General features: G+C 66.1%; 13 protein-coding genes. 6 read left to right on the top strand and 7 right to left on the bottom strand.

The window, feature by feature from the left end; all coding sequences use genetic code 11:
• Positions 1–8: 8 nt before the first annotated feature.
• Complete coding sequence (locus DPM35_RS12150; RefSeq protein ID WP_112127502.1) at positions 9–1,499, top strand: N-acyl-D-amino-acid deacylase family protein; 1,491 nt, start codon at positions 9–11, stop codon at positions 1,497–1,499.
• Here DPM35_RS12150 and DPM35_RS12145 read toward each other — a convergent pair.
• The 7 genes from DPM35_RS12145 to DPM35_RS12115 are packed head-to-tail and all read right to left on the bottom strand — an operon-like array spanning position 1,484 to position 8,600.
• A complete protein-coding gene (locus DPM35_RS12145; RefSeq protein WP_112127501.1) occupies positions 1,484–2,149 on the bottom strand; it encodes a cysteine hydrolase family protein in 666 nt (221 codons plus the stop codon). The two genes, DPM35_RS12150 and DPM35_RS12145, sit on opposite strands and share 16 nt — an antisense overlap.
• Positions 2,146–3,429 carry a Zn-dependent hydrolase gene (locus tag DPM35_RS12140; protein WP_112127500.1) on the bottom strand — a complete coding sequence of 428 codons (1,284 nt, stop codon included), beginning with the start codon at positions 3,427–3,429 and terminating at the stop codon, positions 2,146–2,148. Before DPM35_RS12140 ends, DPM35_RS12145 begins: the two co-directional genes overlap by 4 nt.
• A complete protein-coding gene (locus DPM35_RS12135; RefSeq protein WP_112127499.1) occupies positions 3,426–4,586 on the bottom strand; it encodes an NAD(P)/FAD-dependent oxidoreductase in 1,161 nt (386 codons plus the stop codon). Before DPM35_RS12135 ends, DPM35_RS12140 begins: the two co-directional genes overlap by 4 nt.
• Positions 4,583–5,851, bottom strand: coding sequence for a Coenzyme F420 hydrogenase/dehydrogenase, beta subunit C-terminal domain (locus DPM35_RS12130; RefSeq protein ID WP_245431511.1), 1,269 nt, complete (start codon positions 5,849–5,851; stop codon positions 4,583–4,585). Before DPM35_RS12130 ends, DPM35_RS12135 begins: the two co-directional genes overlap by 4 nt.
• 46 nt (positions 5,852–5,897) lie before the next feature.
• Positions 5,898–6,812 (bottom strand): nitrilase-related carbon-nitrogen hydrolase, encoded by a 915-nt coding sequence (locus tag DPM35_RS12125; RefSeq protein WP_112127497.1) that lies wholly within the window; start codon positions 6,810–6,812, stop codon positions 5,898–5,900.
• Positions 6,797–8,227, bottom strand: a complete 1,431-nt coding sequence (hydA, locus tag DPM35_RS12120; protein WP_112127496.1) for a dihydropyrimidinase — start codon at positions 8,225–8,227, stop codon at positions 6,797–6,799. Before hydA ends, DPM35_RS12125 begins: the two co-directional genes overlap by 16 nt.
• A gap of 22 nt (positions 8,228–8,249) precedes the next feature.
• Positions 8,250–8,600 carry a RidA family protein gene (locus DPM35_RS12115; protein ID WP_112127495.1) on the bottom strand — a complete coding sequence of 117 codons (351 nt, stop codon included), beginning with the start codon at positions 8,598–8,600 and terminating at the stop codon, positions 8,250–8,252.
• 234 nt (positions 8,601–8,834) lie between these two features.
• On the opposite strand from DPM35_RS12115, the gene DPM35_RS12110 reads away from it, so the two are divergent.
• From DPM35_RS12110 to DPM35_RS12090, 5 genes are read left to right on the top strand one after another with little or no spacing between them, the layout of a single operon-like run.
• The gene (locus DPM35_RS12110; RefSeq protein ID WP_245431510.1) at positions 8,835–10,082 is read left to right on the top strand and encodes an MFS transporter; all 1,248 of its coding nucleotides are present in this window, start codon (positions 8,835–8,837) and stop codon (positions 10,080–10,082) included.
• Positions 10,082–10,846 carry an SDR family NAD(P)-dependent oxidoreductase gene (locus tag DPM35_RS12105; RefSeq protein ID WP_112127493.1) on the top strand — a complete coding sequence of 255 codons (765 nt, stop codon included), beginning with the start codon at positions 10,082–10,084 and terminating at the stop codon, positions 10,844–10,846. The genes DPM35_RS12110 and DPM35_RS12105 overlap by 1 nt, the downstream gene beginning before the upstream one ends.
• A gap of 30 nt (positions 10,847–10,876) precedes the next feature.
• Entirely contained in the window at positions 10,877–11,899 is a 1,023-nt protein-coding gene (locus DPM35_RS12100) for an NAD-dependent epimerase/dehydratase family protein (RefSeq protein ID WP_112127492.1), read from the top strand.
• A 28-nt stretch (positions 11,900–11,927) separates the two neighbouring features.
• On the top strand, positions 11,928–12,860 hold the full coding sequence (locus tag DPM35_RS12095; protein ID WP_112127491.1) for an allantoinase PuuE: 933 nt from the start codon (positions 11,928–11,930) through the stop codon (positions 12,858–12,860).
• Between the two features lie 14 nt (positions 12,861–12,874).
• Complete coding sequence (locus DPM35_RS12090) at positions 12,875–14,209, top strand: dihydroorotase (RefSeq protein ID WP_112127490.1); 1,335 nt, start codon at positions 12,875–12,877, stop codon at positions 14,207–14,209.
• Positions 14,210–14,211 lie beyond the last annotated feature (2 nt).

Raw genomic sequence — 14,211 nt, 5'->3', positions numbered from 1 at the left:
TTCGTTTAATGCCTTACGATCTCGTCATTCGTCACGCGACGCTGATCGCCGGTGATGGCTCGAAACCGTTCGAGGCCGACATCGCCGTCACCGGCGGTAGGATCGCGGCGATCGGGCGGCTCGACGATGCGAAAGGCGTTGAGGAAATCGACGCGCGAGGCAAGGTCGTCGCGCCCGGCTTCATCGACGTGCACACCCATGACGACGGCGCGCTGCTTTCACCGCGCGGCATGGACCCGAAGATCAGCCAGGGCGTGACGACGGTGATCGCCGGCAATTGCGGCGTCAGCCTCGCCCCGCTTCTCCTCGACAAGACCCCGCCGCCGCCCTTCACGCTGGTCGGCGGCCGCGAAAATTTCCGCTTCGACCGTTTTGCAGACTATGTCGCCGAGCTGAAGCGCCGCGGCATTGCCACCAACGCGGCCCTGCTCGTCGGCCACACCACTTTGCGCCAGCGCTGCATGCCGGTGACCGATCGGCCGGCCAATGAAGCGGAAACGGCGGCGATGCAGGAAGCGGTCGCCGAGGCCATGACGGAAGGCGCGTTCGGCCTCAGCACCGGCCTCGACTACCCGCCGGCCGTCAACTCCTCGACCGAAGAGGTCAAGGCCCTCGCCGCCACGGCGGCAAGACTCGGCGGCCCCTATGTCACCCACACGCGCAACTATTTCGAGACGATGGACGAAGCGATCGAGGAAGCGATCGACATCGCCGATCATGCTGGCGGCAAACTGTTCATCTCGCACCACCAGTGCACCGGCCGCGCCAATTTCGGCAAGAGCCGGCCCTCGCTGGAAAGGATTGACCGGGCGCGCGAGACGATGGACATCGGCATGGATGTCTATCCCTACGCCGCGAGCTCGACCGTGCTGCGGATGGAGCGCTGCGACACCGGGCTGAAGATCCTGATCACCTGGTCAGATCCGCATCCGGAGATGGCCAGGCGCGAGATCGCCGACATCGCGCGCGAATGGAACTGCACCGAACGCGAGGCCGGTCAGCGCCTGCTGCCTGCCGGCGCGGTCTATTTCCAGCTCGACGAGGACGATGTCCGCAACATCATCGCCCATCCGCGCACGATGATTGGCTCCGACGGCCTGCCGCATGACATCCATCCGCATCCGCGCCTCTGGGGCACGTTTCCACGCGTGCTCGGGCACTACGCGCGTGACATCGGACTGCTCACTCTCGAGGAAGCGGTGTTCCGCATGACCGGCCTGCCCGCACGGGAATTCGGCATCGCGCAACGCGGCCTGCTGGCCGAAGGCAATTTCGCTGACCTCGTCGTCTTCGATCCCGAGACGATCATCGACACCGCCACTTTCGAGGAGCCGCGCCGGCCCGCCGCCGGCATCGAACATGTCTTCGTCAACGGCATCTCGGTGTGGCGCGGCGGCAGGGCGACCGGCGCACTGCCGGGTTTGGTTCTGAAACCATCGGCTTCAAAGCCGACCGTCGGAGTCGCATGCGGCTGCGGCGCCGATCACAGCGCCTCGTAAATCCTATTGACCGTCTCCAGCGTGTAGGCGAACTCCACCGGCCGCGTGCAGCGCCAACCGTCGAAAGGCTGCCCGGCAAGCGCCGTCAGCGCCTCGGGCAGACGAAGGATGCCACCGCCATAAAGCCGGTTCGCCATGTCGAGCATGCCGGTGCGATGCATGGCTTCCGTCATGCTGCCGCAGGCCTCCTTGACCAGCCAGACGCGAAACCCCTCGTAGACTGCGTCGAACACGCTTGCGGTCACGCAACTGTCGGTCAGCACGCCGGCCACGATCAGGTTCTCGATGCCGAGCGCGGCGAGCCGCTGCGAGAGATCGGTGCTGCGAAACGCACTCGGCCAGTGTTTCTGGATGACGATGTCGCCGGGCAGCGCCGCCACCTCGGCGCAGATCTGGGCGCCCTCGCTGTCGGCCACGGCCGAGCGGAATTCCTCGGTCAGGATCTCTTCCTGACGCGCATAGCCGTCGCGCTCTTCCGGCTTCACCCAGGCCTGCGCGTGGAAGACGGGCACGCCTGCCGCACGGGCGGCTTCGATCAGCCGGGCAGTGTTGGCAAGCACCGCATCATAGCCGACCACCGGCCAAGCCGCGCCGGGGCGGTATTCATTCTGCAGGTCGATGACGAGCAAGGCGGTCGCGGTAAGATTCATGGCTGATCCAGGGAACTGTCGGAATCAGTGACGAAACGCAGAAGCAGTCGGATCGCCTGATCGAGGTCGGCGATCTCCATCGCTTCATGCGGATTGTGGCTGCCATTCTCATTGCGCACGAAGAGCATCGCGGTTGGAATGCCAGCGGCGGCAAAGGTTGCCGCGTCGTGCCCCGCGCCGCTCGGCACATGCGGCGCCCGCATCCGCAATTCGGTCGCGGCACGATCCAAGCCCGCTATCAGCGCCGGCGACATCTTCGCCGGTTCCCAGGTGAAGCGCGGCCCAAGCTCGAAGGTCACGCCGCGCTTGCTGCCGATCTCGCCGAGAATGGTTCGCAGCCTCGCTTCGATCCGCTCCAAAACGGCTGCCTCGGCGCTGCGCACGTCGAGCGTAAAGCCGAGCTCGCCCAGAACCCGGCTGCCGCCATGCTGCGTCGGATCGGATTGAACGCGGCCGAAGGTGATTGTGGCCTCATGCCCTTCGCGTTCGAGCGCATCCCATTCGATCTCAAGCGCGGCAACGAGATCGGCAAAGCCGAGCACGGCATCATGCCGGGCGAAGCGCGGCTCGGCGCCCGAATGGGCATAGGCGCCCAGGCACTTCGCCTCGACATAACGGAACCCGCCGGCAATCCCGGTGACGATGCCGACCGGCGCACCGGCGGCGACCAAGCGCGGCCCTTGCTCGATATGCACTTCGATGAAGGCCGCGATCCGGCTGGCATCGATGCCCGGCACGCCACGCCGTGCGGCGTCGGGATCAAAGCCTTCCTCGCGCATGTGATCGGCCAGCGTGCGGCCGCTGTCGGAACGCTTCGCTTCGAGCGCTCCCGGTTCGAGCAGCCCGAGTGCCGCCTGGCTGCCCGGATAAGACAGTGGAAACCAGACTGCTTCCTCGGCTCGAGTGGCCAGCACAATCAGATCGCGCCCCAATCGGATGCCTTGCGCGACCAGCTCTGCCATCACCGCCAAACCCGCCATGACGCCGGCGGCGCCGTCGAAATTGCCGCCATGCGCCACGCTGTCGAGATGCGAGCCGATGACAAAAGCGGGCAGGTCCGGGTTGCTGCCGGCCAGCGTCAGATAGAGATTGCCGGCGACATCGACGCGCGCAACCGCGCCGAGCTTCTGCGCCTCCTCACGCACGAGATTGTGGGCGAAGCGCTCGCCCGGCCCGTAGGCGACGCGCGTGACGCCAGGCGCGTCGGCCGTGGCTTCAGCGAGCACATCCAGGATGCGCCCCGCCAGTTTACCGCCGGCTGTCAGGACGGCGCTGTTCATGAAGCAACCTTGCTGGCTTCGGGCGAGACGTTGCGCAGCCGGTGCGGTGTGAGGTCGTCCAGCGACACGCCTTGCCTCGCGACATCGTCCGGGAGGCCGCCACCGGCGAGCAGGCTGGCGCAGACCCGCGACAGCGCCGGCGAGGTCTTGATGCCGTAGCCGCCCTGCCCGACCAGCCAGACGAAATCCGGAAACTCGTCGTCAGGCCCGACCACCGGCGAGCCGTCGGAGACGAAGGTCCTGAGGCCCGCCCAAGAGCGCGAGACACGCTGCACTTCGATCGTCGTCGCCCGTTCGAGTCGCTCGGCGCCGATCGCGACGTCCATGTCTTCAGCAAAGGCATCCGTCGGCGCCGACGGCGTGGCATCCGCTGGCGACACGAACAGTTGCCCTGCATCCGGCTTGAAATAGAACTCCGCGCCGACATCGTTGACCAGCGGCCAGTCGGTGATGTCGACAGCCGCGGGTGCGGGAATGTTGAAGGCGGTGCGGCGCTTCGGCTGCAGACCGACCGGACGCGCCCCGGCCATCGCCGCGATCTCATCGCCCCAGGCCCCGGCCGCATTGACGATCACAGGCGCAAGGAATGGCCCCGCTTCTGTCTCGACCCGCCATTGGCCGCCCTGCCTGCCGATGCCTCTTACACCAGCTTTGGTGACAATACGCGCGCCCCGCGCCCGCGCGCCGCGCAAGAAACCCTGATGCAGGCCGTTGACGTCGATATCCATCGAATGCGGTTCGATGTAAGCGCCGGCGAGATAATCCCGGCGCAGCACCGGCACGCGCGCGATGGCCTCGGAAGGCGTCATCGCGACGATCGAGGGCACCAGCGCCTGCGCGGCCGCAAGGTCCTCACGTAGGAGATCGAGTTGGTCGGCGCGCGCCACCGTGATCATGCCGCGCTTGCTGAGCAGCGGATAGTCCGAGAAACCCGTCGGCGGCTCGGTGAGAAACGCCCGGCTGGCGAGCACGATGCGGCGGATGATGCCGTTGCCGTAATTCTCGGTGAAGCTCGCCGCCGAGCGTCCTGTCGTGTGATAGCCGCAATGGTTCTCGCGTTCGAGCAGCACGACCTTCCTGTCGCGCGAAATCTCGAAGGCCGCACCCGCGCCAGCCATGCCCCCGCCGATGATGATGACCTCGGTCTGCTCGCTCATGGATCCCCCAAAACTGTTCCACGCGGCACGGCAGGCGGCTCGCCCAGTCGGCCGCGATGTGCGCGATCGCGGGCACCCCGGCCTCCGGCCAGGTTGTCGGCTGGCGAATTCTGGGCGGCGCAATCCCGCAGTGCCAGCTCGCGAACGAAAGGCACCGGCTTGCCGGCGATCACCATGCCGGTCAGCCGCGCCCAGACGGCGCGCCGCTTGCGCACCTGATGCGACTGCAATTCGCTCATTTCGGCAATGTCGCTCTCCCGCTTGATCTGCAGCACGCCGGCCTCGACAGCCGCTTCGAACAGCTCCCGCCCGCGCTTTGTGCGCACGATGATGCCGTTGAGCGGTTCATCCTCGACCGCCGGTCCGCCATTCAGCCAAGCATCGGAGACCGCGATATCCGCCACCTGGCCGATCGCATCAGGACAGATCTTGCAGCGCGGCTGGATCATCCATTTGTCCTCGTCTTCCCAGAGCTGCCGGTAGCTGATCTCGAAGGCGCGGCCGTCCTTGGTTTCGATGCGGTTGAGGCCGGGATTTCCGTGCCCCCGATAGCGGAACAGAGACAACTCGTCCTCGCGAAGGCCAAAACGCTGCAGCACCTGTTCCGACTTGGTCAGGTCCGAGGCACCGCCGCAGACGAAGGCGAGTGCGTAGCGCATGTGCTCGTCGACACGCGGATCGAGCCGCGCCAGATTGCGCACGGCAGTGATATCGCAAGGTTTGGCAATCAGCGCGAACGGCTCGTCGCGATCCAGGACGTCGTTGAAATCCACCAGCGTCGCCGCCGGCCCGTAGCGCGAGCCGGCGCCTTCGAACACGGAGGCCGCGTCGAAGCTCAGCCGGCGTTCCGTGCGCATCGGCATGGAGAGCGAAGCCGCGACATGTAGCACGAACTTGACCCGCCCCGAGGTGAGCAGGAACTGCCCGAGCGCCGTCAGCGTCCCGCCGCCGGAGCCGATGAACCGCACCGTGGGATCTGCGGCGGAGCCAAGCACAAGCCTTTCGACCGGTCCCCAGATCGTGTCCGTCAACGTGGCATCATTCATCTGCGCGGGTGGCGGACCGGCGATGCGCGTTCCCGGGCAGACGGCGTTGATCCTCGCCAATATCGGCTTGTCCAATGCCCGCAACGCCACCGGTCGCTCGCGCCCTTCCGGCGTCATCACCATCTCAACGTCGCCGGAATCGGCGATCGACCGGCAGAGGCCGCAGCCGATGCAAAGACCGTTCTCGACGATCTCGCCGAGCGACAGCGAATCGGTCAACACCGTAGCCTGGCTATGACTGGTTTCTATCAATCCCATCGCTGTCTCAGACCGGATCCGAGATGCGCTTGTACTGGTCCGGACGGCGATAGAGCGCGAAGTTGAAGTTCACTTTGCGGCACGTCTCGATCAGGTCGAGATCGGCGCGATGCACGATCACCTCGTCATCGAGCGACATCGTCTGCGCGGCGATCTCGCCGGTCGGCGCGATGATGCAGGAGCCGCCGATCAGCGCCTGGCCGTCTTCCAGCCCGGCCTTGGCGGCGGCGCCGATCCAGAGCGTGTTCTGATAGGCGCCGGCCTGCATCGGCAGATGGTTGTGGAACATTCTCAGATGCGCCAGCGCCGGCGCCTCGTCGAGCAGGAGCGGCGTGTTGTAGCCGAGCAGCGCCACCTCGGCGCCGTTGAGGCAGAGCATGCGATAGGTTTCCGGCCAGCGGCGGTCGTTGCAGATGGCGAGGCCGACGCGCACGCCGCGATAGTTGTAGACCGGAAAGCCGAGATTGCCCGGCTCGAAATAGCGCCGTTCGAGATGTGTCGTGGTGCCTTCTTCCGGCTCGCTTGACCCCGGCACATGCATCTTGCGGTAGCGGCCAATGAAGGCGCCGTCCGGGCCGACCAGATCCATGGTGTTGAAATGGCGCGTGCGGCCATCCTCATGCGCGAGTTCGCAGTAACCCAGCGCGAAGCCGACCTTCAAGCGCGCGGCTGCATCGTAGAGCCGCTGCGTTTCCGGCCCCGGCATCGAGGCTTCGAAGAAGGTGTCGATCTCGGCCTGGTCGTCGATGCGCCAGCGCGGGAAGAAAGTGGTCAGCGCCATCTCCGGAAACACCGCGATCTCGGCGCCGAAAGCAGCTGCCTTTTCCAGCAGATGCACCAGGCGCCCGACCGTCTCGGCGCGCGAGGCGCTGCGCTGGATCGGCCCGGTCTGGCAAACGGCGATGGTCAGGCATCGAGCCATGGCGTCCAATCCTCGACTGGTTTTCTGAGATGCGCCGGATCTGCCGCAGTCCGCTGGACAAAGCGTCCGAAGCCCGGCCGCGCCTGTAATTTGCCATCGGCAACCACCGGCTCGCCGCGCACCAGGACGGTGATCGGCTTGCCGGTAACGACCCTGCCCTCATAGGGCGTGAAGTCGACCCGCGAATGCAGCGCCTTGTGCCCGAGCGTCCAGCGCGCCGTCGGATCCCAGAGCGCCAGATCCGCGTCGAGCCCGACGGCTATGCTGCCTTTGCGGTCGGCGAAGCCGTAGATCGACGCCGCATTGCGCGAGGTCAGGTCGAGATAGCGCTCCAACGTCAGGCGACCGGTGAGCAGCCCTTCCGAAAACAGCAGCGGCAGGCGTGTCTCGATGCCGGGAATGCCGCTCAGCGTCGTCGTGAAGCCGGGTGTTTTGGAGTGCCCGATCTTGTCGGCGAAATAATAGGGCGAATGGTCGGACGACCAGAGATCGATGCCGCCATCGATCAATTCGCGCCAAAGATGCTCGTGACTGCGTGGCGAGCGCGGCGGCGGCGAAAAGACGAAGCGCGCCGCGTCGATTGCCGGCCGGTCGAGATCGGCGGCGGCGAGGAAGAGATATTGCGGACAGGTCTCGGCGATGGCGGCCACCCCGCGCGACTTCGCCCGTACCACCTCCTCCGCCGATTGCCAGGACGAGACATGCACGATGGTCATGCGCGCGCCGGTCAGCTCAGCGAAGGCCAGCGCGCGGTGCGTCGCCTCGCGCTCCATCGTCTCGCTATGCGCGACCACATGGTAGCGGATATCGGTGCGGCCGAGGTCGATCAGCCGCTGCCGTGTACGGCGGATCGCGGCGTCGTTCTCGGCATGGACGATGACGATCCAGCCCAGCCGCCTTGCCGTATCGAGGACCTTGAAGAACAAATCGTCGTCGACGGCAAAACCCTGATAGGTCATGAACAGCTTCACCGAGGCGATGCCGCGCCCGGCAAGCGCGTCAAGCTGCGCCTCGACATCGGCGCCGGTGCCCATGGTCACCACGGCATGCAGCCCATAGTCGATCACGGCGCGGCCCGCGGCGCGCTCCAGCGCCCGGTCGATGGCACCGACTGTGGTCATGTCCAGTCCAGGCATGCCGAACGGGACAATGCAGGTCGTGCCGCCGAACGCTGCGGAGATCGTGCCGGATTCGAAATCGTCGGCATTGCCGGCCCCGCCCCACACCGGCTGGTCGAGATGGCAATGTGCATCGATGCCGCCGGGCATCACCCAGCGGCCGGCGGCGTCGATCGACTTCTGGCCGGAGAGAGTTTTGCCGATAGCGGTGAAGCGGCCGCCATCGATGCCGATGTCGCATTCGGCCCAGCCGTCGTCGAGCGCCACGCGCCCGCCTCTGATCACCAGCTCGTGCATGGACCCGCCCTCGATGGTCCGCTCAGCCGACCGCCGCCGTCACCATGATCTCGACGCGATACTGGTCTCCGGCGAGCCGCGCTTCCACCGTCGCGCGCACCGGCATGGCGCTGCGGTCGATCCAGGCGTCCCAGGCCGTGTTCATCATCTCGAAGTCTGCAATGTCGCGGAGCCAGATCTGGGCGCTCAAAAGCTTCGACTTGTCGCTGCCCGCCTTGGCCAGAAGCGCATCGATCTTGGCGAGGATCTGCCTGGTCTGGCTGGTGGTGTCGCCGGAAAGATCGTCCGCCGTCAGCCCGGCCACATAGACAGTGCCGTTGTAGCGCAGAACCCGGCAGAAGCGCTGTCCGTTCTCAAGGCGTTCGATCGTCATGCTGCTCCCTTCCGCAGGTTCCCGGTTCTTGGCTTTTGCCTATGGTAAGGAGGGTGCAAAACTGCTGTAAAGCCCGCGCCGAGCCGCGACGCCGCTTTCCTATGTCGGCATGGCCAAAAAAATCTAAGCCATAGCCGCGTCAATCTTCGTTTGTGGCAATCGCCACAAAGTGTAGCCTCTGCTCGGGCTGCCGTCGGTCAACGGTGCCGCCAGGGAGCCGCCGCAGCCGCATTCATGAGGTCGATCGCTCAATCCGCGATGAGGCTTTGGCACAATGCAGAGCGCTCTCGCGCCATGCTGCCGATCATGTTCGGCGTCTGCCTCGCTTGCATCGGCAGCGCCATGCTGACCACTGCGGTGTCGCTGCATCTCGGCAAGCCCGGCATTTCGCCCCGGGTCGTGCAGATCGTGCTGACCGCTTATCCGGTCGGTTTCCTCATCGGATGCCTGGTGACGCGCCCGGCGGTCGCGCAATACGGCCACGAGCGCACTTTCGTGGTGATCCTGGTGCTGGCGCTGCTGGCGGCTTGCGGCTTCGTCTTCACCGACTTCCTGCCGAGCTGGATCTGCTTCCGCCTGCTCGGCGGCATGGCGATGGCGTCGTTGTTCGTCGTCTGCGAAAGCTGGATTAACCTCTATGCCGAGCAGCACAATCGCGGCGCGCTGTTTTCGCTCTACATGCTGACGACGGCAATCTCGGTGCTGCTCGGACAAGTTCTGGTCGGCATGGTCGGCCCGCAATCTCCGCATCTGTTCATGGTCGCGGCCACAACGGTGCTGCTTGCGCTGATCTCCAAATTCGTCGGCGGACGCTGGCCGGCGCTGCCGGCCGCCGATCCGGAACACGCGAATTCAGCAAGGCCGGTCAAACGCCTCGGCCCGCTGGCGCTGTTCCGGCTGGCGCCGGTGACGGTCGTCGCAATCTTCCAGGGCGGCATCACCAACATGAACATCTTCGTGCTGACGCCCATCTATGGCACCCAGATCGGGCTGCCGGCCGGCACGACGGTCGGGCTGGTCACCACCGTAAGCATCGCCGGCATGCTGGCGCAAACCCCGGTCGGCTGGCTGTCGGACCGGTTTGAACGCAGGATCATACTGCTCGTCCAGGGAGTCCTGTCCGTGACTCTCTGCGCCGCGATTGCCTGGGTCGGCAATTCCTCGCTGCCGCTGCTCTTCGTGCTGTTCTTCGTCTATGGCTGCACGGCGCTCACCGTTTATCCGGTGGCGATGGCGTTCGGCGCCTCGCAATTGCACAGCCGGCATATGGTCGGCGCTTCCGGCACGCTGCTCCTGCTCTATTCGATCGGCAATGTCGCGACGCCGGGCATTTCCGCCGGCCTGATGGAACATATGGGCGCGCCGGCGATGTTCCTGCTGCTCGGCGGCGGCGCCGTGCTGGTGACGATCGCTGCTTGCTACAATCTCTTGCGCAGGCCAGTCACCATGGCAACGCTGCAGGCCATAGAGGAGCAGATCTGATGACGGATCCAGCCAAGAACCGCTTGCAAGACAGCGTCATCCTGATCGCCGGCGCCGCCAGCGGCATCGGCGCGGCAATTGCCCGGCGCTGCATAGCCGAAGGCGCAAAGATCGTCTGCGCCGACTACGATCTGGAGCCGGCGACGAAGCTTGCCGAAGCGCTCGGGCCTTCCGCGGCCGCTTGCCGGTGCGACGTGACGAACATCGACTCCGCGAAATCGGCCGTCGACTTCGCCGGGAAAAGATACGGCCGCCTCGACGGGCTCGTGCACAATGCCGCGGCACCCTCGACCAGCGCCACCGTCGTCAATCTCGACGAGAGCGCGTGGCGGCACGAGATCGATGTCGGCCTGACCGGCGCCTTCCTGATGAGCAAGTTCGCCGTGCCGTTAATCGCGGCGAGCGGCGGCGGCTCGGTCGTCTTCATCGGCTCGCAATTCGGTCGCGTCGCCACCACGCGCGCCGTCGCCTATTGCGCCGCCAAGGCCGGGCTGATCCACCTGGCCAAGGCGATGGCCGTCGACCACGCGCCCGACAAGGTGCGCGTCAACAGCCTGTCGCCCGGCGCGGTGGCGACGACGCGCCTGCTGCGCCGGTTCGCCGATTTCGAGGCGGCCAACGCGGGCCTCGGGCCGGCGCATCTGCTCGGCCGCATCGCCGAGCCTGAAGAGATCGCAGCGGCGGCGGCTTTCCTGCTTTCGCGCGACGCTTCTTTCGTCACCGGATCCGACATGCTCGTGGACGGCGGCTATGCGACGCGTTGAACCCGAAACCTGTTCTTCGAAGGAGCTCCCATGACTCTCCTCGTCACCGGCGGCACCGGCTTTGTCATGAGCGTGGTCGCCCGCGCATGGCTCGACCGCGATCTGCAAGCCCGCGCCGTGATCCTCGACCGGTCCGGTTTCGACGCGGCGGCCGAAAAGCATTTCGCGCCGGTGCGCGACCGGCTGACGGTGATTTCCGCCGACATCCTCGACCCGAATACCTGGTCGGCGACGCTCGACAGGCAAGGCATCACGGCGATCGTGCATGGCGCGACGATCACGCCGATCTCGCGCGGCAGCGCCACAGAGGCGAAACGCCAGCCGGAGGCCGAGGACCCTGCGCGCATCGTCGACGTCAACCTCATGGGCACCGTGCGCATGCTGGACTGGGCGCGCACGAATCCGGACCTGAAACGCTTCATCTATGTCAGCTCCGGTTCCGTCTACCGCCACAACGGGCCCGACTGGAGCGGCGAGCCGCTGCCGGAGGATGGCTATGTCGCGCCGCTGACGCTTTACGGCATCTCGAAATTCGCCTCCGAGATGGTCACCAACCGCTATGCCGATTTGTTCGGCCTGTCGGCGGTCTCGGTGCGGCTTGCTTCCGTCTACGGCCCGATGGACCGTGCCACCGAGAGCCGCAATTTTCGCCATGTTCCCAACCGCGTCGCGCATATGGCTCTGGCCGGCGAGACGATCAGGCCGAACAGCCTGGAGCCCGTCGGCGATTACCTGACCTCGACCGACGTTGCCGCCGCGATCCTCGCGCTGATCGATGCTGAGCACCTCAACTACCGTCACTACAACATCGGCTCCGGCTCCAGCCAAACCATCGGCGAGATCATCGGCTGGGCAAGCGAACGCGTGCCGGGGCTGAAGGCCCAGGTGACGCCGGGAGACGACGCCAATATCGTCCAGGATACATCGCTGAAAGACGGCATGTGGGGCGCCTATGACATCGCCCGCATCATGCGCGACACCGCATGGCGGCCGCGCCCCGGCAAGGAAGCCTTCCACGCCTACATGGACTGGATCGCCACCAACGAAAGCTGAGCCAAACCAAGCCGAAGGAGGACGAGTGATGCCGACCGACCCGCAGCAAGCGCAGCAGCCGCGTGACCTTGTCGGCTACGGCCCGCACCCGCCCTTCGTCACCTGGCCGGGCGGCGTCAAGCTCGCCGTCAACCTGGTGCTCAATTACGAGGAAGGGTCGGAGTACAACTGGCTGGAGGACGGCCGCAACGACAATTGGGGCGAATACAATCTGACCGGCAACATGCCGGTGCGCGACCTCGGCACCGAGACGCATTACGAATATGGCAGCCGCGCCGGCGTCTGGCGCCTGGCCAGGCTGTTCGACCGCTACGACATTCCAGTCACCTTTTCCGCCTGCGCCGTGGCGCTCGAACGCAACCCGCCCTTGGTCGAGTGGATGAAGGCGCGCAGGCACGACCTGATGGGCCATGGCCTGCGCTGGATCGACTACACGACCATGGAGCGGGCTGAGGAAGAGCGCCATCTGCACGAGGCGATCGCGCTTTATGAAAAGCTGCTCGGCAAGCGCCCGCTCGGCTGGAACTGCCGCTCGCTGCCCAGCGTCAACACGCGCGATCTTCTGGTCGAGGAAGGCGGCTTCCTCTACCACTCCGATCCATGCAACGACGACCTGCCCTATTTCCTCGACCACCGGGGCACGGAGATTCTCGTCGTGCCCTACTCCAAGGCACTCAACGACAGCCGCTACCTCGTCGCGCCCGGCTACAGCAATCCGCGCGACTTCGCCGAAGATTGCCGCTCAGCCATCGACTACATGCTCTCCGAAGCTGACGAGACCGGCGGCCGCATGCTGACCATCGGCATCCACGCCCGCTGGACCGGCCAGCCCAACCGCGCCTCGGGCCTGCGCGAGGTCATTGAGCATGTCCAGCAAAGCGACGGCGCCGCCTTCATGCGCCGCGAGGACATCGCCCGGTTCTGGCACGCGAACCATGCTCGCTTCGAGCAGCGCGGCTAAGGGAGCGCAACGACTTGTTCGAGACGCTGATCCGCGGCGCATCGGTGGTCAACGCTGAGGGGTTGAGCCGCCGTGATGTCGGTATCGCATCGGGCAAGGTCGTGGCGCTGATCACTGCCGGGGAAGCTGCCGAAGCCGGAACCGTCATTGATGCCTCAGGCTGCTTCCTGCTGCCCGGCCTGGTCGACGCGCATGCGCATCTGCGCGAACCTGGGCTGACGCATAAGGAGGATTTCTCCTCAGGCACCCATGCGGCAGCGCTCGGCGGCGTGACGACGGTGCTCGACATGCCAACCGACGAGCCGTGGACGGCCACGGCCGAGCAGCTTGCCGACAAGATGGCAATCGCGGAAGGCCGCATCCATGTCGATGTCGGGCTCCAAGCCGTGGTCAGCCGCGATCTGTCGCTCATCCCTCGCCTGCTCGACCTCGCGCCGGTGTCCTTCGAGCTCTTCACCGCCGACGTGCCAGATGGATTCCTGTTTGCAACGGTCGACGCAGTTGCCGAGGCTCTCAAAGCCTTCGCCGGCGCCGACACGCTGGTCGGCATCTCGCCCGGCGACCAGTCGATCCTGGCCGGCAGCACGGCGCGCCATCGCTCCGGCACTATCGCCGCCTTCCTGGACAGCCGGCCGCCCCTCGCGGAAGCCAACGGCATCGCTCGTGCGCTTGTCGCTGCCGCCTCGAGCGAGGCAAGGATCCATGTCCGCCAGATCAACTCCGAACTCGGCGTCGAGACCTGGGGCCGGCTGCGCGGCATGGCCGACGCCAGCGTCGAGACCACGCCACAGAACTTGTTCTTCACGACGCAGGATTACGAAACGCAGGGCGCCAATCTGAAGGCGTCGCCGCCCTTGCGCTCGCCGCACGACGTCGATGCGCTGCGCGCCGCGCTAAGCGCCGGCCTGATCGACATCGTCGCCACCGACCACGCCCCGCATGCACCGGCCGAGAAGGCGGCGCGCTATGCTGCTTTCGCCGACATCCCGGGCGGCATGCCGGGGCTGCAGACGCTGCTTCCCACTATGCTGAGGCTGGTGGACGAAGGGCTCATCGCCCTGTCCGATCTGGTGCGTATGTGCTCGCGCAACCCGGCCGAGCGCTTCGGCCTCGGGCGGCGCAAGGGACGCATGGCTGCCGGATACGACGCCGATTTGCTCATCCTCGATCCGCGCCGATCCAGCACCATCGACAGCGCCGATCAGGTGTCGCGGGCGGGCTACACGCCCTTCGGCGGCTGGACCGTCAAGGCGCGGCTGACCAGCGTCTTCCTGCGCGGCCGCGAGATCGTGCGCGACGGGCGGCTGATCCGCCCGGCGCAAGGCAAGATCGTCACCCGGGAGAGCTGAAA

The organism is Mesorhizobium atlanticum, assembly GCF_003289965.1.
GTDB classification, from domain to species: domain Bacteria; phylum Pseudomonadota; class Alphaproteobacteria; order Rhizobiales; family Rhizobiaceae; genus Mesorhizobium; species Mesorhizobium atlanticum.
Note: the sequence above shows the minus strand (reverse complement) of the source record. Positions and strands in the feature narration are given on the sequence as shown.

Excerpts from the sequence above, each read along its gene's own strand:
- DPM35_RS12150 (WP_112127502.1), top strand. The coding sequence starts at position 9 with ATGCCTTACGATCTCGTCATTCGTCACGCGACGCTGATCGCCGGTGAT.
- DPM35_RS12145 (WP_112127501.1), bottom strand. The coding sequence starts at position 2,149 with ATGAATCTTACCGCGACCGCCTTGCTCGTCATCGACCTGCAGAATGAA.
- DPM35_RS12140 (WP_112127500.1), bottom strand. The coding sequence starts at position 3,429 with ATGAACAGCGCCGTCCTGACAGCCGGCGGTAAACTGGCGGGGCGCATC.
- DPM35_RS12135 (WP_112127499.1), bottom strand. The coding sequence starts at position 4,586 with ATGAGCGAGCAGACCGAGGTCATCATCATCGGCGGGGGCATGGCTGGC.
- DPM35_RS12125 (WP_112127497.1), bottom strand. The coding sequence starts at position 6,812 with ATGGCTCGATGCCTGACCATCGCCGTTTGCCAGACCGGGCCGATCCAG.
- hydA (WP_112127496.1), bottom strand. The coding sequence starts at position 8,227 with ATGCACGAGCTGGTGATCAGAGGCGGGCGCGTGGCGCTCGACGACGGC.
- DPM35_RS12115 (WP_112127495.1), bottom strand. The coding sequence starts at position 8,600 with ATGACGATCGAACGCCTTGAGAACGGACAGCGCTTCTGCCGGGTTCTG.
- DPM35_RS12110 (WP_245431510.1), top strand. The coding sequence starts at position 8,835 with ATGAGGTCGATCGCTCAATCCGCGATGAGGCTTTGGCACAATGCAGAG.
- DPM35_RS12105 (WP_112127493.1), top strand. The coding sequence starts at position 10,082 with ATGACGGATCCAGCCAAGAACCGCTTGCAAGACAGCGTCATCCTGATC.
- DPM35_RS12100 (WP_112127492.1), top strand. The coding sequence starts at position 10,877 with ATGACTCTCCTCGTCACCGGCGGCACCGGCTTTGTCATGAGCGTGGTC.
- DPM35_RS12095 (WP_112127491.1), top strand. The coding sequence starts at position 11,928 with ATGCCGACCGACCCGCAGCAAGCGCAGCAGCCGCGTGACCTTGTCGGC.